This window comes from Verrucomicrobiota bacterium (genome assembly GCA_016200005.1).
Lineage (GTDB): Bacteria > Verrucomicrobiota > Verrucomicrobiia > Limisphaerales > PALSA-1396 > PALSA-1396.
This window is the reverse complement of the sequence record JACQFP010000041.1, coordinates 1-22,787: the sequence shown is the minus strand read 5'-3', so window position 1 is coordinate 22,787 and position 22,787 is coordinate 1. Positions and strand designations below refer to the sequence as shown.

Annotated in this window: 17 protein-coding genes; 4 read left to right on the top strand and 13 right to left on the bottom strand. The window is 57.6% G+C overall.

The genetic code is table 11. From position 1 onward, the window contains the following. Positions 1-10: 10 nt before the first annotated feature. The 6 genes from HY298_14770 to HY298_14745 form a co-directional block, all read right to left on the bottom strand. Positions 11-973 carry an ABC transporter permease gene (locus tag HY298_14770; GenBank protein MBI3851519.1) on the bottom strand — a complete coding sequence of 321 codons (963 nt, stop codon included), beginning with the start codon at positions 971-973 and terminating at the stop codon, positions 11-13. Next, positions 970-1,944, bottom strand: a complete 975-nt coding sequence (locus HY298_14765; protein ID MBI3851518.1) for an ABC transporter permease — start codon at positions 1,942-1,944, stop codon at positions 970-972. The genes HY298_14770 and HY298_14765 overlap by 4 nt, the downstream gene beginning before the upstream one ends. A gap of 168 nt (positions 1,945-2,112) precedes the next feature. Beyond that, positions 2,113-3,606 carry a sugar ABC transporter ATP-binding protein gene (locus tag HY298_14760; protein ID MBI3851517.1) on the bottom strand — a complete coding sequence of 498 codons (1,494 nt, stop codon included), beginning with the start codon at positions 3,604-3,606 and terminating at the stop codon, positions 2,113-2,115. 92 nt (positions 3,607-3,698) lie between these two features. Next, positions 3,699-4,640, bottom strand: a complete 942-nt coding sequence (locus HY298_14755; protein ID MBI3851516.1) for a hypothetical protein — start codon at positions 4,638-4,640, stop codon at positions 3,699-3,701. Between the two features lie 234 nt (positions 4,641-4,874). Further along, a complete protein-coding gene (locus HY298_14750; protein MBI3851515.1) occupies positions 4,875-5,471 on the bottom strand; it encodes a hypothetical protein in 597 nt (198 codons plus the stop codon). Between the two features lie 128 nt (positions 5,472-5,599). Next, positions 5,600-7,840: a hypothetical protein gene (locus HY298_14745; GenBank protein ID MBI3851514.1), complete on the bottom strand. Its 2,241-nt coding sequence runs from the start codon at positions 7,838-7,840 to the stop codon at positions 5,600-5,602. 221 nt (positions 7,841-8,061) lie between these two features. Here HY298_14745 and HY298_14740 point away from each other — a divergent pair, with 221 nt between their 5' ends. The 4 genes from HY298_14740 (at position 8,062) to HY298_14725 (ending at position 12,032) form a co-directional block, all read left to right on the top strand. Beyond that, positions 8,062-9,561, top strand: a complete 1,500-nt coding sequence (locus tag HY298_14740) for a hypothetical protein (GenBank protein ID MBI3851513.1) — start codon at positions 8,062-8,064, stop codon at positions 9,559-9,561. Between the two features lie 265 nt (positions 9,562-9,826). Further along, the gene (locus tag HY298_14735) at positions 9,827-10,648 is read left to right on the top strand and encodes a hypothetical protein (protein ID MBI3851512.1); all 822 of its coding nucleotides are present in this window, start codon (positions 9,827-9,829) and stop codon (positions 10,646-10,648) included. Between the two features lie 97 nt (positions 10,649-10,745). Next, the gene (locus HY298_14730) at positions 10,746-11,414 is read left to right on the top strand and encodes a hypothetical protein (protein MBI3851511.1); all 669 of its coding nucleotides are present in this window, start codon (positions 10,746-10,748) and stop codon (positions 11,412-11,414) included. A gap of 24 nt (positions 11,415-11,438) precedes the next feature. Beyond that, complete coding sequence (locus HY298_14725) at positions 11,439-12,032, top strand: TlpA family protein disulfide reductase (protein ID MBI3851510.1); 594 nt, start codon at positions 11,439-11,441, stop codon at positions 12,030-12,032. Positions 12,033-12,116: 84 nt separating this feature from the next. Here the strand turns inward: HY298_14725 and HY298_14720 are convergent, their stop codons facing one another. The 7 genes from HY298_14720 to HY298_14690 form a co-directional block, all read right to left on the bottom strand. Beyond that, complete coding sequence (locus HY298_14720) at positions 12,117-13,268, bottom strand: deoxyguanosinetriphosphate triphosphohydrolase (protein MBI3851509.1); 1,152 nt, start codon at positions 13,266-13,268, stop codon at positions 12,117-12,119. Positions 13,269-13,317: 49 nt separating this feature from the next. Further along, entirely contained in the window at positions 13,318-14,547 is a 1,230-nt protein-coding gene (locus tag HY298_14715; protein MBI3851508.1) for a 4-hydroxy-3-methylbut-2-enyl diphosphate reductase, read from the bottom strand. Between the two features lie 514 nt (positions 14,548-15,061). Then, complete coding sequence (locus tag HY298_14710; GenBank protein ID MBI3851507.1) at positions 15,062-17,050, bottom strand: hypothetical protein; 1,989 nt, start codon at positions 17,048-17,050, stop codon at positions 15,062-15,064. 93 nt (positions 17,051-17,143) lie between these two features. Beyond that, positions 17,144-19,366: a hypothetical protein gene (locus HY298_14705; protein ID MBI3851506.1), complete on the bottom strand. Its 2,223-nt coding sequence runs from the start codon at positions 19,364-19,366 to the stop codon at positions 17,144-17,146. After that, positions 19,363-20,088 (bottom strand): hypothetical protein, encoded by a 726-nt coding sequence (locus tag HY298_14700; GenBank protein ID MBI3851505.1) that lies wholly within the window; start codon positions 20,086-20,088, stop codon positions 19,363-19,365. The genes HY298_14705 and HY298_14700 overlap by 4 nt, the downstream gene beginning before the upstream one ends. Then, a complete protein-coding gene (locus HY298_14695; GenBank protein MBI3851504.1) occupies positions 20,085-21,464 on the bottom strand; it encodes a hypothetical protein in 1,380 nt (459 codons plus the stop codon). The genes HY298_14700 and HY298_14695 overlap by 4 nt, the downstream gene beginning before the upstream one ends. A gap of 94 nt (positions 21,465-21,558) precedes the next feature. Next, the coding region (locus HY298_14690) for a type II/IV secretion system protein (GenBank protein MBI3851503.1) at positions 21,559-22,787 on the bottom strand (1,229 nt) is incomplete at its 5' end.

The following is a 22,787-nucleotide window of genomic DNA, read 5'->3' as shown; positions in this document are numbered from 1 at the left end:
AATTCGGCGGTTACGTTCTGCGTTGATTAAGGCGAGTGTTAAGCCACACACCCGCCACCAGCAACGTGCCGAGCAGAAGATATTGCAGATGACTGATCTTGAACGGGAGATGTTGGTCGCCCCAAATCGCCGCGCCGCGCAAACCCTCATCCAGAACCGCGATGATCAATACGCCGAAGAATGTTCCAACCAGCGATCCGCCGCCGCCTTGGACGCGCGTCCCACCCAGCACCACCGCTACAATGACTTGCAGTTCAAGTCCAGTGAGTGAACTTGCGCTTACCGAACTATTGCGAGCGGTAAAACACAACGCTGCAATAAACGCCAGCAAGCCCATCAGCGCATAGACCTCGCAGATGCGGCGCGTTACCGGGATGCCGGCGTAACGAGCGGCCACACGATTGCCCCCCAGCATCAAAATCTCCCGTCGCCAGCGCGAGAGTTGAAAGAATAATCCGCCCCCCACAAATACCGCTCCAACGACGAGCGCCACACCGACGAATTTCCCGAACCATTCATATCCCGGCACCTCAATGAACGGCGACTTCTCCAAGTCACCCATCACAACGAAGCAGAGTCCACGATAGAAGATCATCGTTCCCAGCGTGGCAATGATCGGTGGAATATCGAGCCGGGCAATCAGCGCACCGTTGACCAGTCCAAGCACCGCTGCCAACACCAAACCCAGCGGCACCGCCGTCCACCAAAAGTGTGGTCCGCTTTTGAAGGAGGCCATGACACAAGCTACCAGCGCCACTTGCGAACCCACGGAGAGGTCGATGCCCGCCGTCATCAATACCAGCGTCATGCCAAACGCGAGCAACAACACCGGCGTCGATTGCGTCAGCAGATCGGCAAAATAACTCTTGAAGTAGTTCGTGAACTCGCCAGCGGAATGGAACGTTGTTCCGCCGATGGTTGTGAAGAAGGCGACTTCGACCAGCAACAGTATCGGCAAAAGCCATTTCTTCACGCGAGTTCCTCCAGCAGTTTACGGCGGCGATGCAACGCGCAGTCCAGTCCGATCACGCCGATGATGATCGCGCCGGTCACGGCTTCCTGAAAATAAGGGTTCACACCGGCGTAGGTGAGGACTTGCGCAGTGAAGTAGAGAAAAAACGCGCCGAGCACCGTGCCGGCAAAACTGCCTTCACCGCCGAAAATGTTCGTGCCCCCCAGCACGACCGCGCCGATGACCTGCAGTTCGAACCCCAAAGCCAGACGCGCCGGCTCGATGTATTGCACGCGCGTCACGAAGATCAGCGCGGCCAGGCCAAGAAAAACGCCGCTCGCGAAAAATGCACTTTGCAGGATGCGTCCCGGCGATAATCCAAGCAGCCGGCAGGCTTCCTCCGAACTGCCCAGCGCCAGCCAGCGTCGCGGCGTCTTCGCAAACGCTTCCCACAACAACGCGGCTAGAAGTGCGAAGAACACAATCCATCCACCATAAAGTTTCCCGGGCGAGTGGTACGCTTCGTCCGGCACCGAGATGTTGCCGCCGAAGTTCGGGATGCCGATGTCCGCGAGAATGAGCGCCGCGCCGCGATAAAACGTCAGGCCCGCCAGCGTGATGATGATGGCCGGAATCTTGAGACTGCGAATCAGAACGCCATTCAACATGGCAAGACTCCAAGCCGCACCGAAACATGCGCCGAAACAAACCGTCGGGCTAAAACCGCGCTGGACCAGAATTCCAAACACCGTTCCGGCCACGACGATGATCGACGCGATGGACAGATCAATTGCCCCCGTGAAGATGACGCCGGTCATGCCCAGCCCGGCCAGAATGATCGGCGCAACATCCGGACCGCAGCGTTGCAACACGTCGGCAAATGAACCGCCCTCCTTCAACAACAAACGAATGGCGAGCAATAGGAGCAAGTTGCCGGCAAACAAAAAAATCAGCCGTTGAATCAAGAAGCGCGAGTAGCGGCTTTGTTTCATCGACGGTTTCCTTTCCCATCCCGATAGAGTGTACTGCAAACAGAATGTCGCAGATGCCGAACGCCCGGAAAGCCCCTCACCCCGTCCCTCTCCCCATCCGATGGGGAGAGGGTGTCCGTTAGGACGGGTGAGGGGGTTGTGTTTTCGACATTCATTTTGAGAGTCGTTCTAAAGTCCCGACGCCGCCAGGATCACATTCTCCTGTGTCATACTTTCGCCGCGCAGTTCGGTGGAGATGGTGCCGCGATGCATGACGAGGACCCGGTCGCTCATGCCGAGCACCTCGGGCAGGTCGCTGGAAATCAACAGCACGGCCTTGCCTTGACCGGCAAGTCGATCAATCAGCCCGTGGATTTCCGCCTTCGCCCCGACATCGACGCCGCGCGTTGGTTCGTCAAGGATGATGACTTGGGGATCGCGGTCGAGCCAGCGAGCCAGAATGGTTTTCTGTTGGTTGCCACCACTCAATGTGCCGACCACTTGCGTTGGCCCGGTGCTACGAATGGCAAACGATTCCAAAGCCCGTTGCACGCGTTTGGATTCGGCTGCACGAGGAATCAATCCCCAACGCGTGAGCAAATCAGAAAAGCCGATGCTGATGGACGCACCGACGGAATGATCGAGCACCAGACCCTGACGTTTGCGTTCTTCAGGAATGTAAACGAGTCCTTTCGCGACGGCTTGACGTGAGTTGCGCGGCGACCACGGTTGGGTGTTAAGCCGCATCTCGCCGCTGTCGAGCGGATACAATCCATAAATCGCCCGCGCCAGTTCGGAACGGCCTGCGCCCACCAGACCCGCCAGCCCAACGATCTCACCGCCTTGCACTGAGAATGAAGTGTCGCGAAACATCCCGGCGCAGGTGGCCGACTTCAGTTCCAAGAGCGGCGGACCGGAAACGCCGCGCCGTGTGTGCGGATAAACCTGGTCGAGTGGACGTCCCACCATGTCGCGCACCATGCGATTCACGTCGGCTCCCGCCGTCGGATAACAGGCGACCAGTTCGCCATCGCGCAGAATGGCGACGCGGTCGGTCAGCTTCACAATCTCATCGAGCCGATGGGTGACGTAAAGAATTGCCACGCCGGCTCGACGCAACCGTTGTAAATGCGCGAAGAGCCGCTTCACTTCCGGCTCGCTCAAACTCGCGCTCGGTTCGTCGAGAATCAGCAGCCGCGCCTGACGCGACAACGCGCGGGCGATGGCCACTTCCTGTTTTTGCGCGGAACTGAGTTCGCTGAAAAAGCGGTGGGTCGGAATGGTCAATTCAAAATGCTCAAGCCGCCGCTCCGCCTCAGCGTGAAGCTGTTTCCAGTTCACGCCGCCCCAACGGCGGCGCGACCACGGTTCGCCAAGTAACATGTTTTCGGCGACGGAAAGATGACTGAAAAACGCCAGCTCCTGATGAATGGTGGCGATGCCCGCAACCAGCGCATCGTGGGGTGAGCCAAACCGAACAGGTTGGCCCTCCCAAGTGATGACGCCACCGTCGGGCACATGGACACCGCTCAGAATTTTGATGAGCGTGGATTTGCCCGCGCCGTTTTCACCAATCAAACCGAGCACTTCTCCGGCGGGCAGTTCGAGTTGGATTGGTTTCAACGCCCGAACGCCGGAAAATGATTTTTCGACAGCGTCCAGTTTGAGCAATGGCGCGGGCACGACGCGAAATTAACGAAGACCGCCCAAGTCGGTCGATGGAATATTTCAGAAGGATGTCAGGAAAAGCAGTAGTTAGTACACTGCCGGGACAATCATTGCTGGCCAAATCTGTCCACGGCCCAGCGCAGCGTTGCGGCCTCGCCAAAAAGCTTCAGCCGGTCGAAATAAGTGTTCAAATCCTGCTCCGACATCGTGGGCAGCAAAGCCTGGGCTTGCTTGGTGATGTCGTTGAGAGACGCGCGACGTTGATTCAGCGCGTCAATCTGGTTTTGCACGGTTTGGCCCGAATCACCATACGGGCTGTTCGGGTCCATTGCGTTCAGGACGTTCCGTTGAACGGCGATGCCGACCAGACTTTGAATCAAAGTGAGCGTTCCGGAATCGTCGAGGCGCTGGCCGAGGTTTGACGCCATTTGGAAAGCCGCTTGCGCCGACGCTTCATCGCCTGCCTGCCGGTACGCCTTTGCCAAATCCACCAGGCTCAAACCTACTTGTTTGAATTCGGTCAATTGCGGGAGCAGCAAGGAGGATGTGGCCATTGCTTTCGCCTCCGCATCCGAATAGCCTGCGGAGCGGTACGCTTCTTCGCTGTTCTGGATAAAGTCGAGCGCGTAGTCTTGTATCGGTTTGCTGCCGGAGGCCAGAAGTTCCTGCACGGCCTGGTCGCTCTGGCCGGACTTGAAGTAATCGCGCGCCAAGAGGTAATTCGCCAGCGCGTTGTCCGGGGCTGACTGTTTGAAAGTGTCCAGCCACCGACGGCGTTCTTCGGGGGATTCGCTTCTTAACCACGCAGCGAAATCTACCCGAGGATCGTTGGGATACTTCTCCATCGCTTCCCGTAGAAACGTCCGGTCGCCTGTGGTGCGATCAGCGGCGAGGAGGCTTGCTGCACTCCGTCGGTTATATTTCAAATAAGCCTCGAGTTGCTGCGGGCTTAACTCATTTACGTCATCCCTATTGAACAATCGGGCAATCAGGTTGGTGGACTGCAAGTCATCCGTCTGCGGTTCGGCGAGCGGAGTAGTAATTGGCATGCGCGGTGCGGGCAGACGCGGTTTAACCGGGTGCTTCGTTGAGGGCGAATCACCTTGTGGTGGTACGGGCGCGGCTGGCTGGTAATGCCTGAATGTGACCACTCCGACCACCAACATTCCTACGGCAATAGCAAAGACGGTTTTTCTCTTCATGCAGTTATGTTCTACACAATAGACAAGGCTGCGGATAAATCGTGTCGCACAGCATGCCAGAGAAAGTCCAGCCTTGCCGGCTCACTTGTCGATGGTCCCTGCGGACTGGTTTGCGGCCGCGGGTCCTTGAAACTGCAATGCCTTCTCTTTTGGTAATACCAGCACAGTCCATTGATCATGTCGTACCAAAACGAGCTTTTCCTTGCGGAATGATTTTGCTTTGGGGTCAAACCATTCGGGCGTTCCTGTTCGCAACGCATCTTCAAAGGCTTTTACCCACTGAGCGCCATTAAGCACATTTGTGTGACCAAACAGGACAGTTCCTGCGGCGACCTCGTTGGCTATCAAGTAGCGGGAGCCAGAAATCTCCATGCATTGGTTAAGCAACCCGTGGATGGAACAGAGATTAGTTCCGTTGGGTGGAAAGGAATACGTGGCCGAAGTCGCCGAACCTGGGCGGCGAAACCTTCGGGAAAAGCTGGTCCACGTGATAAAGATTCTATCCATCAAAGTCGCATTGGGCGGCACGCCAACCGAGGCGGTTGTGGTGGCTACGAAATCCCCCGCGTTGATACGAGGAGACTCCGGTTTCAAGAGCAGATAAGCGGCTCCAAGCAGGAAGCCGACTACAAGCAGAACCGCGAAGGTTCTGCGGCGTGATGAGAGGAATCTGATCATGGCTGCCCCTTCCAACCTGGCATCGACGAGGCAATTGCACGTCCACTATGTCGGTTGGGATTCATTCAATGTGATGCTAAATCGCTTTCAAACTGGAGCAAGTACGAAAGCAACGACTTCCAGTGTTCTCATTTTACCTTTTGGCTTGGCAACCAACGAGTCAGCAAGTCGTGGCTGTTCAATACTTTTTCCGCCAGATCAATCGGGATGTAGTAATATTGGTTGGTAGCTTCAAAACCGATTCGCGAATCGCGCATTTGAATTTCGTACAACTTCCTGGCGAGCGCGATTTCATCTTTGACTGTTGCTTCCAAGGTTTTCAACGCGGGCGCAGCTTCCGCCGTGTTCTTCGCATCGGCCAGCTTACGACGCGCTTGGACGAAGCGGGATTGGTTGGCTGAGCTACGGAAATGAATTGCCGCAGCTTCGGTCACACTGAGTTCTTCTGCAAACGTTCGCTGTTCGATGCTGGAGAGTTTCACGTTCTTTGCGGCGGCCTTTAGTTCGACGATGGCGTGATCAAATCCGTCGGCGATTTTTTCAAATTGCCCGATGAAAACGTCCGCGGGATAAGCTGCGCGCCAACCGTCGAGGTCGTCATACGGGTAGCCGACCATGGTCGCGGCGTAACCGCTCGGCTTTTCCCAGAGCAAATTCGAAGGGCCGACCTGCATCGGCGTTGAATAGAGTCCGCCACCATAGGGAAACTCACAGAAAGCCACGCTGAACTCATGCCACGCTTTCACGACTGCCGGCGCCAGTGCCGGACCGAAACGCCGTCGCGCGACATTCTGCATCGCTTGCGCGGGTGTAAGGTCGGCGCTCTGACCAATCTCCGAAACGACTTCCAGGTTGGGCGAAGGATAACCACCAAGCGTCCAGCCGAGCATCAGACCATCGACGTGTGCATTGCGGAGATTGGCGGCGTGTTGCGCCACGTTTTCCACGGCCGGAATGTAAGGCGTCGCCGAGAGTTCCCAGGTGTTGCCGGCTTGAATCTTGGCGATGGTTTTCAGTCCGCGTTTGCGGGCCAGTTCCCAGTGCTTGGTTGCGCGCGGGCCTGGGCCGATGGTGGAGATTGAGTATTCGCCAACGACTTGTTTCACTCCGCCGCGTTCGATGGGGATGCTCCATTCGCTGACGCTCTGAAGGGCGACGCCCGCTGGCAATCGATTGATGATTTCTTCCACCCACTTGTCCGCCCAACCCCAATCCCAGGCAATGAGTTCGGTTGCGTTGCCGGACTTGCGGATGCCTTCGTGAAACAAACCGTGCAGTTCGCCGATGACTTCGCCGGGCGAACGTTTGCCGCAGCGCGGGCATTTCGCGCCGCCGTTGTGCGACCAGCAGTTGGTCAGATTCTCCGAGGCACTGATGGTGAAGAAACCGGCGAGGTCAGGCACGGCGCGACAAATCGAGGCGACGGCGTCGGTGAGATATTTCTGAACGTCGGGATTGCTTGTGCAAAGCGTGGCGTGATCGCCTTCGACGACGCCTTTCAATTCGGGCCGGGTCTCGAAGAAGGACAGGGGCATGGCGCGCGGTTCGTTGAGGTAAAGATAAACGCCGATGCCGTGTTTGCGCGCGCGCGCGACGAGTGATCGTAGATTCTTGAGTCGCTCTTGATAATGCGCGCTGAGGCTGGCGTCCCACGGGAACAGCGACAGTTTGTAGAGGACGGCTTGCAACCAGACGCCGTTTACGCCCACCGCAGCGAGTCGCGCGAGGAAACCGTCAGGGAAGGGATCAGCTTCCGTTTCCAGCAACGGATCACCGTAGAGCGCGAAGTAGGAATAACAGTAGCGCGGGGAGAAGGCGGAGCGTGATGCGTGATGCGTGATGCGTGAGCCGGACGATGGCGCAGAGAGTTTGGTGACAAAGCCGAACAGCGGTTCGTCAATCTGGCCGACGCCAGCGGGAAATTCTTCGTGAAGTATGCGGGCGATTTCGCGTTGACGCGCCAATGTCTTTTCGTCCGGCGGAATGTACTTCAGCGGTTCGCACTGCGGCTTGAGGCTGCCGAGCTTGGCGTAGAGAAAGTCGTCTTCGCGCAGCGTGAATGCCAATTGCTCCGGCGTCCAGTCGAGCAATTCCAGCAACTGTTCATACGGCAACAAATGCCAGTTGCGTTTGATGACGGTGATGTAAGAGCGGCGCTGCAGGTCGGCGGTGATGCGCGGCGGCTTGGCCAGGCCCATTGATTTTCCGATGCGAAGAATGTCCGCTGGTTTTGCGCCGACAACTTTGGCGAGGCGCTCCATTGGCACGAGCGGCCAGTTGCGCCAGACAAAGGCGTGCAGGCGGTCCGGGAAGTGGGGGAAGGCCAGCGTTGGCGGAGCGCTGCCTTTGGGCAGGTCCGAAGCGAGCATTCCCTTGGCTGTTGCGGACGGGGACTTCTTTTCCGCGGCGAAGAGCTGGCTACGACCGAGCGCCAGCCCGCCGATGGAAAAGGCGGAGGCTTTGAGAAAAGTTCTTCGGTTCAATTCCGACCAGGGCGTGTTCATGTCCTACATGCTACCCATTTGCGCGGTTCTGTGCAACGACTGCCGCGCGCTTGAACCGAGATGCGCCGTCAGCTTAACCTCGGCTCGTGCAAGACCAACCTCACCGCCGAACTCGCTGGCGGCGCATTTCATTTCGGAGCGTTCTAGCGTTGGTTGCGTTGTATCTGCTGTTGCTGCTTCCCGAATCGCCGCCGCCGAAACCGTTGGGCGCCGGCAAACAACCTTTCGCCTGGAATCGCGATCAGTTTTGGTCGGTGCTGGAACTGGATTTCCAAAACGCCCGGTCGCTCGACCGCAAGGAGTTGACGGAGCGCATGGATGCATCGCTGCAACAACTCAAGAAACTGACACTCACCGCCCAAGCCGCCGCGCTTCCGTCAGATGCGCCAGTCTTTGACCAACTCGAAACCAACTTCTTTCACACCGCGCCGATGGTGGCCGCCAATCCTCAACGCCTCCCGGAGTTTCTGGAATTGTCGGCTCGCATCCGCAGCATCGTGAAGCGTCAGTCGGAACTGTGGAGCATGACCGCGCCTGCGACGCGCGAGCGACTTTATCGCGCGCTCTATGGCACTCGTGCCGCAGTGGAGGAAGTTATGTTGCAAGCGCCGCGCGCCCAACTCCAGCCCTTGATCATCTGCGACAACGAACCGTCCACCGCGCCATCCGCCGTGGTGCGCAGCGTCACCCTTCACAGCGGCGACATTCTCGCTTCGCGCGGCGGCGCGGCGACGTCGGCGCTCATCGCGCGCGGCAATGATTTTCCCGGAAACTTCTCACACATCGCGCTGGCGCACGTGGACGAGCAAACCAAGAGCGCCTCCGTCATCGAAGCGCACATCGAGTGCGGAGTGGTAACGCGTTCCATCGAGGCGTATTTGGAGGAAACCAAACTCCGCGTCATGCTGTTGCGACTACGTAGCAATCTGCCCGCGCTCGTGGCCGATCCGATGCTGCCGCACAAAGCCGCATCGCTCGCATTGAGCAACGCTCTTAAGCAACATATCGCTTATGACTTCGCGATGGACTACACCGACCCCACCAACCAGTTTTGCTCGGAAGTCGCATCGTCGGCCTATCAACCCTTTGGCGTGAAGTTGTGGATGGGCCTGTCACATCTCTCCACGCCGGGCGTGACGGCGTGGCTTTCCGCGTTGGGGGTCCGGCATTTTGAAACGCAGGAACCGTCCGACCTCGAATACGATCCGCAACTGTGCGTCGTGGCCGAATGGCGCGACCCGGACACGTTGTTCAAAGACCACGTGGACAATGCGGTGATTGATGTGATGCTCGAATCCGCCGAGCGCGGCGAGAATTTGGATTACAATCGCTGGTTGCTGCCGCTGGTGCGTCTCGCGAAAGCGTGGAGCGTGCTGCTGAATTGGTTTGGCAAAGTCGGCCCGATTCCCGAAGGCATGAACGCCACGACCGCCTTGCGAGTGGACCGCTTGACGCAACATCATGCGGCCATCCAAGCGCGCGTGATGGAGAAAGCGGAGCAGTTCAACACCGAGCGCGGCTACATGCCGCCCTATTGGGAACTGCTGCGGCTGGCGCGGGAGGCGGCAAAGAACACGAAGCCTTGACCGGGGATCAACCGCAATGGACACAAATTCCTGTTTTGGGATTGCCTCCGGGCGGGGCAAGACTAGGATAGAGCTCGTGCCTCACGTGGAACTCAAGCGAACGAACCGAAGCGGATCGATGGCCAACGATGCGCTAATTTTGCCAGGTACGGTTGGCAGCCACACCCTCCGCAGGTCAGCTCCGAACCGTCAGCCAGTTCAAAGCGCTCCGCCAGAGGTCCTGCTTGATTCAGGCGATGACCAAACACTGTTTTAAACATTCATCATGCGCCTCTTTGAAGCCATCCTTGACGCCAATCACCGCGCGCTGGCGGGTGACGAGACCGCCGGTTTGCATCCGGCGGACTTTGAGGACGCGTTGCCGATTGCCGCGCTGACGTGCATAGACGTTCGATTGAATCCGTTGATACCGGAAGTGCTCGGCGTGCCGGAGAAGCAGTTCATCTGGTTGCGCAATGCGGGCAATATCATCTTCGATCCGATGAGTTCGATGACGCGCACGCTGGCGCTGGCCTGCGCGGTCAAGGGCGGGCGGGAGATCGCCATCATCGGCCACACCGATTGTCTGGTGCGCAAGACTTCGGTGATGGAATTGACCAGCCGTTTCCAGGCGTTGGGCATTGATCCTGCCAAGTTGCCGCAAAACCTGACCGAGTTCTTTGGTCTTTTTGCCAGCGAGCGACAAAACGTTTTGCGTGGCGTGGAAGTCGTGAGGTCCAGCCCGCTGATTGGCCCGAACATACCGGTTCATGGATTGCTGGTCGATATCGAGACCGGCAAACTCGAATGGCTCGTCAACGGTTATCAGTGCTTTCTCACCGCCTCAACCACCCAAACGCTCGAGCATCCGGCGAGCGAACCCACCGCGACCACAGGCCCATTGGGTGGATTCAACATGGGCGAGATGAAGTTTCCTGAAAACAAGATCGGCGAAGTCAATCCAGGCGCGACTCAGTGGATGTCGGAACTTCACGTCGTGGAATCCCAAACCGGCGCGCCGCCTCCCAAAGCAGAGCCGCTGCCGAAGCCGATTCCCTTGCCGCCGCGGATTCATCCTCGGCCTTATTTGCAGAAGGCGAGGAAGTAATCTTATCGGAGGTTGGGCGGGGGTAATTGCGGCAACGATTTGGGATTGTCTATCGCGGAGAAATGGCCCATGGTCCTGCAAAACCAAAGGCCCTGTTATGACTTACCAACAAACTCCTCTTCCGAAGACCAAAAAGCGCCGCGGTTGTTTTTTCTACGGTTGCCTGACCGTGGTTGTCATCGCCGTGGTCGTCGGCATCATGGCTGTGCTCGCCGTCAACTACGTCAAGAACCTGATCAACACGTACACCGATACCAGCCCGATGGCGTTGCCCAAGGTGGAAATGCCCGCGGCGCAATATGAGGCTTTGGACAAGCGTGTGACTGCGTTCAAGGAAAGTGTGGACAAAAAAACAAATGTTTCGCCGCTGGTGCTGAGCGGCGATGAGATCAACGCGCTGATCGCCAATGGAACGAACACCAAGCAACTCAAAGACAGGTTTTACGTGTCCATCGAAGGCGACAAGATCAAAGGGCAGTTGAGCATCCCGCTGGGCGAGACCGGGATACCATTCACCAAGGGGCGCTATCTCAATGGTGCCGCTTCGTTCAAGGCGTCCTTGCAAAACGGGGTTCTGATTGTCACTGCGGATTCCATCGTGGTGAAGAACAAACCGCTTCCCGAAACTTTCATGGCCCGGTTGAGAAATGAAAACCTGGCGAAGGATGTCTATCGCGATCCGAAGAATGCGGAGACAATCCGTAAAATCGAAAGCCTCGAAGTCAAGGACAACAAGATTACCATCCAACCGCGCGCAAGCCCGTGATCCGGGTTTGGTGTATCTTGCGACATGGCATTATTGATGAGGTCGAGCAATCTCAAAACAAACATTGGACAGCGTTTCGCGGTTGGTTTGCTTTGTTCCATGTTTGTGTTCGCCGCGCTTGGTGCCGTCGGGGCGGAAAAGCTCATCGGCACCAAAGCGTCGGAATGGCAGGTTGATCACTGGTTGAACTCGCCGCCTTTGAAGCTCGCAAACCTGCGGGGCATGGTGGTGTTGGTGCGCTGGTGGACGGCCCCGGACTGTCCGTACTGCGCCGCGACCGCGCCGGCGCTCAATGAGTTTTACGCGAACTACCATCAGAAAGGATTGGAGGTGGTCGGTCTTTACCACCACAAATCAAGTGAGCCGCTGAACGTGGAACATGTAAAAAAGTTTTCAGAGTCATTCGAATTCAAATTTCCAGTGGCGATTGATTCCGATTGGAAAACGCTGCACCGCTGGTGGCTCGATCGCGATGAGCAGGCGTGGACAAGCGTCAGTTTTCTCATCGACCGCAAAGGCGTCATCCGCCACATCCATCCCGGCGGCCAGTATGTGAAAGGCGACAAGGATTACGCCGCGATCAAGGCGAAGATTGAGGAGTTGTTGGCCGAAAGGTGAAGTCGAGGTTGGAGTTCAAGCTTCAGCTTGTCCGGGTTCGCGCTACGGTGCAAAAAACAAGCTGAAGCTTGGACTCCAGCGATTTCAAATCTTCAAGCCAAACAACCGTTGGTGCTCCAGGATGGTGTAGCGGTCGGTCATGCCAGCGATGTAATCGCAAATGGCGCGGTGGCGGCCGGCTTTGCGTGCGCGCTTCTGCGCCTGCCCGCCAATTTCCTTCGGGTGTTCCAGGTAATAATTGAACAATTCCTCCAGCATCCGCACCGCGCGCGAATTCGGCTCGTGCACCACGGGATTGAAATACAAGTTTTCGTAAAGATAATCGCGCAGTTCCAGATTGAGTTCGCGCCGTTTCGGGCTGTATTGGACCAGCGGTTTCGGTTGCAACCGCACATCGTCGGCAGTTTTGACTTTGGCATCGAGAATTCGTTGCTCGGTGGTTTCCACCACGTCCGTGACCTGCTCATCGATGAGGCAGCGAATGATGAAGTAGCGGCGGCATTCGTCCGGTAAATCGCCATGTTCTTTTTTTACCTTGCGCGCGGCGTGATGCCAGATGCGGACATCGCGACTGAGTTTTCTTTCCGATAACAGTTCCGAATCCAATCCGTCGTCGAGATCGTGGCTGTAATAGGTAATCTCATCGGAAAGATTGGCGACCTGCGCCTCGAGCGACGAGGATTTGGCGTCGAACCCTTTGCGTTTGCCGGGATGATCGTAACTGGTGTGATGCTTGACCAGTCCTTCGCGGACTTCCCAAGTCAGATTCAAACCGGCGAAGCCGGGATATTTCTGTTCCAATTCCTCGACGACGCGCAGGCTTTGTCGGTTGTGCTCGAAGCCACCGTGGCCCTTCATGAGCTTGTTCAAAACCATTTCGCCTTTGTGGCCGAACGGCGAATGGCCGAGGTCGTGTGCCAACGCCAGCGTCTCCGCGAGGTCTTCATTCAGCTTCAAGGCGCGGGCGATGTTGCGGGCAATGGCCGCGACTTCCATTGTGTGCGTGAGCCGCGTCCGCAAATGATCACCCGTGCCGTTCAGAAAAACCTGCGTCTTGTATTCGAGCCGGCGAAACGCGCGTGAGTGAATGACGCGGTCGCGGTCGCGTTGGTATTGAGTGCGCCATTTTGGCGGCGGTTCGTCATAGATCCGGCCGCGGGTGTCGGCGCTGAACTGGGCGTAAGGCGCGAGGTTTTGTCGTTCGATCTGTTCGAGTTGTTCGCGCGTGCGGGGCATTGTTTCAAATGCGGAGTGCCAGTTGGAGAATCCGGGCCACGGCGCAAGGTCAGTTCGCCAATAACTCGCGGACGGAAACTCCGCGTAGTTCGAACAGTCGGCGGATGGTATCCTCGATCAGGTTGTTCGGACAGGAAGCCCCGGCCGTGACGCCGACGGTGATCTTGCCCGCCGGCAGCCAGTCGCGCGTTTCGACCTCCTGACTTTTGTGCTGGTCGTAGTGTTTGATCAATTTGTCGGATTCCATCTTGGCGGCATTCTTGACAAAATACGTTGGGAGTTTCGCCTCGCCCATTTCCGCCAGGTGCGACGTGTTGGAGGAGTTGTACCCGCCAATGACCAGCAACAGGTCGAGTGGTTCCTGCAACAGCTTTTGCAACGCATCCTGGCGGTCCTGCGTCGCGCCACAGATCGTGTCGAAAAAGCGAAAATGCTTGTCGATCTCCGCCTCGCCGTATTTCCTGATCATGGCGGCCTTCAATCGGTGTTGCACCTCCTCGGTTTCACCGCGCAACATGGTGGTTTGATTGGCCACGCCGATGGCCTGCAAATGAAGATCAGGATCAAAGCCCTCGGAATATGCGCCTTTGAATTTTTCGAGGAACTCGGCGCGATTGCCGCCGTTGACGATGTAATTGCAGACGTAATCCGTCTCCGCGAGCGTGAATACCACGAGGTAATGCCCGCCACCGTTCGCCGTCGCCTGCGAACTCGTCGCCTTGGTTTCCTCGTGCCACGCCTTGCCGTGGATGATGCTGGTGACTTTGTCCTTGGTGTATTGACGGACGCGCTTCCACACGCTCATCACGTCGCCGCAGGTGGTGTCCACGAGCACGCAACCCTTCTCTTCCAGCTTGCGGCGCGTGGCGACTTCCGTGCCAAAGGCGGGAATGATGACGACGTCCTCGCGGCGCAGTTGGTTCATCTCCTCGTCCGTCGGTTTGTTGGAGATGGTCTTGATGCCGAGGTTGCGGATTTGATCGTTGACCTCGGGGTTGTGAATGATTTCGCCGAGCAGAAAGATGCGTTTCTCAGGCGGAAAAGATTTGCGCGCGGCGTAGGCGAGGTCAATGGCGCGTTCGACGCCGTAACAGAAGCCAAATTCCTTCGCCAACTTAACGGTCAACAAACCGTCCGCCGAGAGGACGTAGCCATTGGCGCGGATGCGTTCCACCAGTTCGCTGCGATAATGCGACAAGACCTGGGCCTGGACCGCCGCCATGACGTCCGGGCGACGGAGGTTGATCTTTTGTGGTGCTGCTGGAGCATGGGTTGACATACCGAATACAGTCTAACACGGCGGAAGGAGGCGTCTAGCAGAAAGCCGGGGCTTTGTTGTGCGCTTTGCAACGGTATCTCGCAACATCGTCACATCTTGCGAAGATTGTGGCGCGCGGAATTTATTCCGCTTCAACGTCCGACGGTTCGAGCGCGCCGAACTTTCCAGGCGGTACAGCGGGGCGAGAGTCGCAGCGGAATAAATTCCGCGCTCCGCTTCGGTTGCGGCTTGGGCGCGCTAGGCGATTCCGGTGCTGCCCCCGATGGTTGCCACCGCCACGGGCTTGGTTCAGTTCGCTTTCCGGCTGGCGCTGATCTCGCCAGCGGCTGCCGGGCGAGGTTGCCACCAACCACCATGCAAGCCGCCGCTGCTGCGCAATACTCCAGACACAATGGTCCTTGCCGATTTTGAACCCGTGATGGCATGGCAGACAGGGTTTCGCCGTGCCTGAAGGGCGCGACCGTTTCCAGGCGTTCCACAAGAAGATCATCACCAGGAGAATTCTTGTCGCTGTTTACGGCGTCGCCGTCCGATAAAAACGCCGCGGGAAATTCGTCGCCACGACATCGTTGAATTGAAACCCGCCGTTCGTTTGCGAGATGTTGGTGGAGATGGTCTGCCATGACAGCAGGTTGGTGGAAGCTTGAATCAGATAGGTCCGGCTCGGACCGCCCAGAAAGGAGAGTTTGAACTGGCCGTAGGTGGTTGATGCGATGGCCGTGATTTGCACGCGGTTGAGAACGAAGTTGATGTTGCTGACGCTCGGCCCCAAGGTGACAACCTGATTGGACGGAGTAAACCCGGTTCCGACCGGGTCGGGTGTCACCGTGTAGCTGTTCGAGATCAGATTACTGATGAGGTAATTGCCGTTCGTATCCGAAACGCCGGAGAATGTCCCGGTGGCAACGGTTACGCCTCCTACGCCATTTGTTCCTTCGGTGAGTCGTCCCTGGACACTGAAAGTCGGCTCAAATTCGTAGGCCCCAATATCGCAATTGATTCCGATCGGACGCGGCTTGTCGCGCTGATCAACGGCTGGACAGTCAGAAGCGTCGGCGGCATCAATGGCCGGACTGAGCGTCAGCAGCGGAACGATCCGCGTGAAACCACCAAGGTCAGTGAGGACACCGAGTTTGGCGTCGGTGTTCTTCAAACTTCCGGCGGCGGCAAGGCTGATACTGTTGTCCGAACTGAGGTTGTGCCCGGCATCCACGAAAGTTCCGAACCCGTTGTTGCCGGACACGCTGTTGGCAATAATCGTGTTCTTCAACGTGAAACTGCCGCTGTTTCGCGCCACGTTGCCGCCGCGTTTTGCGCCATTGCTGCCGTCGCTTCCGGAGAACGTCCCGCTGCCCGCCAATCCTTTGGCACCACCGAGGGCGCTCCCACTCGAAAAAGTGCAATAGTTCGCCAGGGCGAAACCGGCATTGTAAAATCCGCCACCCGAGGCCGGACCGCCATTGCCACCGTCGCCGCCCACACCACCATCACCACCGTCGCCGCCGTCGCCGCCCGTGGCTTGGTTCGCGTAGAAGGTGCAATTAGTGATGGCGCCGTTGCCGAGATTGCAAATGCCTCCGCCCAGGCTCTCACCACCACGCTGACCGTCGAGTCCGTTGCCGTTGTTCGCCTGACCCGCGGTCGCGCTGTTCCCGCCGCGCGCGCTGTTGTCTGAAAACGTGGAACTCAAAATCGTGGAAGGGCCAAGAGAATAAAGTCCTGCTCCCGCCGCTGAAGCCCCGGCACCACCGCTCCCATTGAAGCCGGGAAATGTGCCACTGCCGCCACTGCCACCCGCGCCGCCATTCCCACCAACGGCGGAGTTGTTCGCAAAAGAACAATTGGTCGCGAAGACTCCTCCCACGCTGTAGATGGCGCCGCCAAAGCCATTGCCGCCGTCGCCACCATTCGCGCCATCGCCACCCTGCGAACCGCCATCGCCGCCATTGCCACCGCTGCCACCATCGCCACCGGTGGCACTGTTGGTTTGAAATGAACAGCGACTCAGCGAAATTTCACCCAGATTGTAAATCGCGCCGCCCAGACCCACACCGCCAGCACCGCCATGGACCCCATTGGCGCCTGCGTCCGGGTGACTCTTACCATCCGCGCCGGCAAAGCCGTCAATGCCAATGGCCGTGTTGCCGGCAAAAATGCAATCGGTGGCCACCACGCTGCCGCCGTTGTTGAAAATTGCGCCGCCGTTCGTGCTCTTGCCGTTGGCTAGGGTCAGGTTGGCGATGGTGAAGTTGACTCCGGTGTTTACGTTGAACACGCGCACGGCATTAATGCCACCCAAGCCGCTGATGATCACCGCGTGACTGTTGCCATCCAGCACGGTGTCGTTTGTGATGGTGAGGCTGTTGGTGAGGTTGATGGTGCCGCTGCAAGCGAACGTCACCAGCCCGCCGCCACTCAGAGCCGTCAGCAAATCGATGGAAGTGCAGTTGGTGACGGTCCCTGCCGCGTACGCCCGTGGCTGGCAATACAGGACGAATGACAATGCAACTGCCGGTGCCGAACGAAAAAAAGATCTCCTGAGCTGATGTAAGATTAGTTCGGACGCTGTCATTTGGAATTTCAACCGTCGGACCGATTACTCTTTGAAGGTGTCCTTTTCCGCCTGTTTCAAGCGTCTGGTCTCATCGGCTTTGAATTCGGCTTCAGCTTTTCTGACCCCGGGCAATTTTTCCTGCTCCACGGTAGCCTGCAACGCCGCCGCTTCGGGCGTGGGCAAAACCGTCGGACGCATCAATACCACCAACTCGACCCGCTTGGTTGAATCGCTGGTGCTGCGAAACAGATAACCGAGCAGAGGGATGTCCTTAAGCAACGGGACACCGGATTTGGAGTTACTCTTCGTGGAACTAATGAATCCACCCAGGATGATAGTTTCACGATCCCTCACCGATACCTTTGCAGAGGCACTCCGCTGCGTGGTGGTCGGTACAGGATTCCCATCAATAATCGTGGGCGTCCCAAGCTGTTGAATGTCTTGAGTAATATCCATGACCACCAGACCTTCTGGGTTGATCAATGGCAAAACGTCGAGTTCGATACCAACAAAAGTCTGCTGGTATTGGGAACTGGCGCCGCCACCGATGCCATTGAAATAAGTGCCACTGACGTAGGGAACGGTATCGCCGATCTTCAACCGGGCCTCGACCGCATGCGAAGTTTGGATGCGTGGGCGAGACAGCACGTTGATCCTGGCGTCCGTAGCGATGGCCGTTACTGTGGCTTCCAAGTCATTGCCGAATTTTCCGAAGTAGCTGAATCCGCCGGGAAGACCGCCGGCGGCATTCGTTCCGCCACTGGCGAAGTTCCCCAGGTTCAAAAAGTCACTGTGGTTCTTGATTGCGCCAACGCCGCTGAAATAACCGTTGCCCTTGGGATTTCCCAGATAGCTCACGCCCAAATTGCGGGTGTCGTCGAGAGACACCTCCATGATGATCGCCTCGATCAACACCTGGGCGAGGACGACATCCAGTTTGGCAACGATGTCCTTGATGGCGGCCAGATCCTGCTTGCTGGCGAAGATCAACAAGGAGTTCGTGCGTTCATCGGCAATGATTTTCGCCTCGCCAATGATTTGAAATTCACCCGCCTGCTGCGCGCGGTTGACGATGTTCTGCAAGCGTTGCTGAAACGAAGTGCCCGGTTGGGTGGGATTGACTCCCAATCCTCCAATGGGCGTGCCCGGTTGTCCCGGAACACCAGGAGCAAGCGTCCCGGTGCCGTACCCACCAATGCCACCTCGCGAGCCAACGCCGCCCGCTCCCGTGCGGCCCATAGCCGACGGTCCGCGCGCAGTGCGGCCCGTGGTGGTTCCTCCGCTGACGCCGCCGCCACCCGTGGTCAGGCTGCTCAAAACGGAAGCGATGTCGCCAGCCAGCGCGTACTTGATGGGAATGACTTCCGAGATGATTTCCGACGGAATGATGATGTCGATCTGCTTGATCAATTCCAACATGCGTTTCACGTTTTCGGCGTAATCCCGGATCACCAGAATCTGACTGCTTTCGACCGGCAGGATGCTGTTGGGGATCTTGGCGAAGGGTTGCAGCACCGGCACCACTTCACTGGGTCGGGCATACTTGAGTTGCACGATGTGGGTGATGTATTGCGCGGCTTCAGGCAATTGACTACCGTCCAACTTGCTGAAAGCGGCGGCTTCCTGCATCGCCTGCGTCGAAGGGACCGCTTTAACAAATTTCTCGCCCGACGGAATCATCGTGATGCCGTTCAGAGCGAGCACACTGTCCAAAGCTTGAATGGCCTCCTTTCGGGTCAGCGGGGTTTGATTTACCAGCGTGATTTTCGGGGCGGGCAAAACCGATGGGCGCAAGACCGTACGACCAACATACATGGCGTAGATTTTCAGCACATCCTCAATGTCAACTGCCGGAAAATTGATTACACCAGCTTCGAACCCTTTTTCATCTTCTGGATTAACGGGCGCATTGGTGCCGCCCGGCGGAGGAATGGCCACGAGCGTCTCGTCCGGCTTGGGCGCGCCGGGCGCCGTGGGCACCGGAGTGGTCGCTGCAGGTTGAGGAGCGGTGGCAGCCGGTAGCGTCGGCAAAGCGGGAGCGGCAGTTGGCTTGGCTGGAACATTCGTCGCCGTAGGGTTGATCGTCGGAACAATGGTGACGTTGGTTTTGCCGGCCAACCGATCCCTCATGGCGCGCCGCAGAAGTTCGTCACGGTTCGTAATGGTGGCCGCGTTGGCGGCCGGGGCAGCAGGATACCCATCCGGCGGTGCTTGCGCCAGCAAAACGAGGCTGGTCATCAGCAAAAGAAGCAGTGTGGTTTTCACGATCGTTTATTGGTTGAGGTGGTTGGTTTATCCGTCGGCTTTGGCCGGCGGTCGGTCGGCGAGGCAACGCGGTTGGTCGTGGGGCCGCTTCGTTTTTCGGGCGGTGCCGCACGTTTCTCAGTTGCTGGGGTGGGCTTTGACGCCTGGGTAGTCGGCGGCGCGGCGGCTGTGGGCTTGGCCGCCACATTGCGCTGGTAGCTGGCCACGAGCGTAACGTTGCCGCCCAGCGACATCCGGTTGGCTTCCGGCCGCAGGCTCAAGTCTTTGACACGAATCATCGAATTGCCTGTCCCCAGGCTGTACAAAAAGTTTACCAATTGCTTTTCCCCTGATTGAACACTGATTTGTTGCGTCTGTTCCACAAAACTTTCATTGGTTCTGCTGCTGACGCGGGAATTGTTGACGATCACGACCCCGTTTTGGGCGGCCTGATTCCGGACAATGCTCAAGAATTGTATGGCCTGGTCTTCCGGCAATACCACTGCCTCATCGCCCATCAAGCTTTTCACGCGGGCTTCATATTCAGGAATCTTTTTGACTTCTGTCTGGTAGGTTTCGAGTTTTCTTTGCGCTTCTCTCATTTTGCTTTTCACTTGGCCCCAGTCCTTGAAGTGGGGCCACACCAGCCAGATGTTGAGCACGATAAAGACGATGGCCGCCACGGCGACGAGCAGCCGGCGTTCCTGCGGGCGCAGATTGAGTTTATCAAGATAACTGCTCATTTCTCCTCCGCGCGTGCGAGTTCGCAGTTAAAGCTCCAAGTGAGGGTCTTGCCGTCTGGATTCTGCCGGGTGGTCGGAGTCACGCTTTTCTCCTTATCAAACATCGGCAGGTTGTTGACGGCGGTCTTGCGGAGCGCTTCGTAAAAGCCGGTCACCAGCTCGAATTTATCCGCTGGCGCGGTGCCGGTAAGAGTAAGTGTTCTACCGCTTTTTAGATCGAGGCTGGCCAGCGAAACATCCTCTGGCAACAATTCCGCCGTCACTTTCCAGCAATTCAATGCGGCAAATTTCAGATCCTGCCGGTCTTTCAATACTTCGTAGCGCAGTTTGAGGTTGATGGAGTTGGTATAACTGCGCCCCAAGCCGGCCACCTCCTTGGCGACCTTGTCGTAACGGTAATTCAATACCGTCAGCGCTCCGAAATAAATTGCCACTCCCACCATGTAAACTGCCCCCACCGCCACCAAGCCGCGCATCCACAGGCGATCCACAAATTGCTGGTGGTAACGTTTCGGAAACTCCACCGGTATTAGATTCGTTTCGGGCTTGGACTCGGCCGACCGTTTGGCCGTCAGCGCGGCCAATTCCGGCGGCGACAGCGGCGCGACGATCTCCAGCGATTGATCCGGCCATTGGCTGAAGATCGGCTGCCAATCAGCAGCCGTGGCATCATTGACCACCAAAAACCAGCGCGGCGGAGAGGTCAACCACCCTTCCAGTTCCCCCGCCCAAGTCATCTGCGCCAGTTGCTCCTTCAAGACGTCCCCGCGCCGCTCGCCCGCCGGCAAATGGACCAGGCCGAGATTCCGCAACGCCCCGCCGTACCACCAGGCGACAAGGCCGGTGGTTTTTCCGCCGGTGCCGCCAAGATAAATCCACGCCCCATCGCCGCTGATTGGGGTGGCCAGCAGTTGATCGAGCAATGGGACTTCGAGTCGATCCGCCAGATACCCCTGCCCCTCCAACTGCCCGAGAAATTCCTCCACCAGACTGCGCGCGACAATGACAACCACCACGGTTTGGAGTTTGTCCACCACTTGAGGCAGGACCTGGACGCTCCAGACAATCTGCGCGACGGGTAGCGGTGAAATTTTTTCCAGTTGCAGGTCCACGATGGCGAGCGTCTCCGCAAAATCACTCACGGGCAAATGCAGCACCCGCAGGAAGACCCGCTCCGACGGCAACCAGGCGATGTTCAACTTGCGTTGCCAAAGCGAGCGCCAGCTTTTTCCGATCAGGTGGTCCGGCAAAGGCGCGCCCGCAGGAATGGTCTGTTCGCGATCCAGAACGAAATCGTCCTTGCTGGCGTCGAATTGCCAGACCTGCCGGGTTTCCTGACCGACGTGCAGCACGTTACAAGAATGCCAGCGAGCCATGATCAGAAGGCGAGGAAAAGGAGTTGTGGTGTAATGGAGTAATGCAGAACTCCAACACTCCAACACTCCAACACTCCATTACAGCGTTTGGTCTTCACGGCTTCACCCACATTTCGGTCTTGGAATCATCCACCAGCGCGTCCAGATGCTCCTCGATTTGGGTGACGCGCAAGACTTCCTCGATCGTCGTCTTGCCTTCCTTGACTTTGTTCCAGCCATCCACGCGCAAGGTTCGCATGCCTTGCTCAATCGCTTTTTGCGCTATCGTGGACGACGCCGCGCGGTTCAGGATGAGCGGCCGGAGAGCTTCATTCAAAATGAGCAGTTCATAAATGCCCTGCCGTCCCTGGTAGCCGAGTTGACGGCAATCCTCGCACCCCGCACCACGCCAGACCTTGGCCGACTCGATGTCCGCCGCGGGAAACCCAATCCGGCGCAGGTAATCGGCTTCAACCTTTTGTTCGACCTTGCAGTTTGGGCAGATATTGCGCACCAACCGTTGCGCCATGACCGCCTCCACCGATGAGGCCACGAGAAACGGTTCAATGCCCATGTCGATCAAGCGAGTGAATGCGCTCGGCGCATCGTTTGTATGGAGCGTGCTGAAGACCAAGTGACCGGTCAACGCCGCGCGAATGGCGATCTCCGCCGTCTCCAAATCGCGGATTTCCCCGACCATGATGACATTCGGGTCCTGGCGCAGAATGTGACGCAACCCCATCGCAAACGTCAGGCCGATGTCCGCGCGCACGGCAATCTGATTGATGCCTTTGAGTTCGTATTCCACCGGCTCTTCGATGGTGATGATGCGCTTGTGCACCGAATTGATCGTGCTCAGAAAAGCGTAGAGCGAAGTCGATTTGCCCGAACCCGTCGGCCCGGTGACTAGAAAAATGCCGTGCGGTTTGAGAATGATCTCTCGGATGGCGTTCTCCTCCAACTGCGAAAACCCGAGCTTGTCGAGGCTCAGAAATATTTTGCCGCGCGTGAGCAAACGCAGCGAAACACTTTCGCCATACACCGTCGGCACCGTGGAAACGCGGATGTCGATCTCCTCGCCTTTGATCCGGACGTTGATGCGTCCGTCCTGCGGCAGCCGCTTCTCGGCGATGTTCATTCCCGACATGACCTTGATGCGGGAGATGAGCGCCGCTTGATAACGCTTGAGCTGCGGCGGCATTGGCGTCTGATGCAGAATGCCGTCGATGCGATACCGAATCCGCAGTTCATCTTCCGCCGGCTCAAAATGAATGTCCGCGGAGCGGTCCTTGTAAGCCTCCCAGATGATCTGGTTGACGAACTTGATGACGCTCGCCTCCTGAT

Coding starts and splice junctions, on each gene's coding strand:
- HY298_14755 (MBI3851516.1), bottom strand. CDS start 4,640: ATGCCAATTACTACTCCGCTCGCCGAACCGCAGACGGATGACTTGCAG.
- HY298_14715 (MBI3851508.1), bottom strand. CDS start 14,547: ATGTCAACCCATGCTCCAGCAGCACCACAAAAGATCAACCTCCGTCGC.
- HY298_14720 (MBI3851509.1), bottom strand. CDS start 13,268: ATGCCCCGCACGCGCGAACAACTCGAACAGATCGAACGACAAAACCTC.
- HY298_14745 (MBI3851514.1), bottom strand. CDS start 7,840: ATGCTCGCTTCGGACCTGCCCAAAGGCAGCGCTCCGCCAACGCTGGCC.
- HY298_14750 (MBI3851515.1), bottom strand. CDS start 5,471: ATGATCAGATTCCTCTCATCACGCCGCAGAACCTTCGCGGTTCTGCTT.
- HY298_14695 (MBI3851504.1), bottom strand. CDS start 21,464: ATGGCTCGCTGGCATTCTTGTAACGTGCTGCACGTCGGTCAGGAAACC.
- HY298_14765 (MBI3851518.1), bottom strand. CDS start 1,944: ATGAAACAAAGCCGCTACTCGCGCTTCTTGATTCAACGGCTGATTTTT.
- HY298_14730 (MBI3851511.1), top strand. CDS start 10,746: ATGACTTACCAACAAACTCCTCTTCCGAAGACCAAAAAGCGCCGCGGT.
- HY298_14725 (MBI3851510.1), top strand. CDS start 11,439: ATGGCATTATTGATGAGGTCGAGCAATCTCAAAACAAACATTGGACAG.
- HY298_14735 (MBI3851512.1), top strand. CDS start 9,827: ATGCGCCTCTTTGAAGCCATCCTTGACGCCAATCACCGCGCGCTGGCG.
- HY298_14700 (MBI3851505.1), bottom strand. CDS start 20,088: ATGAGCAGTTATCTTGATAAACTCAATCTGCGCCCGCAGGAACGCCGG.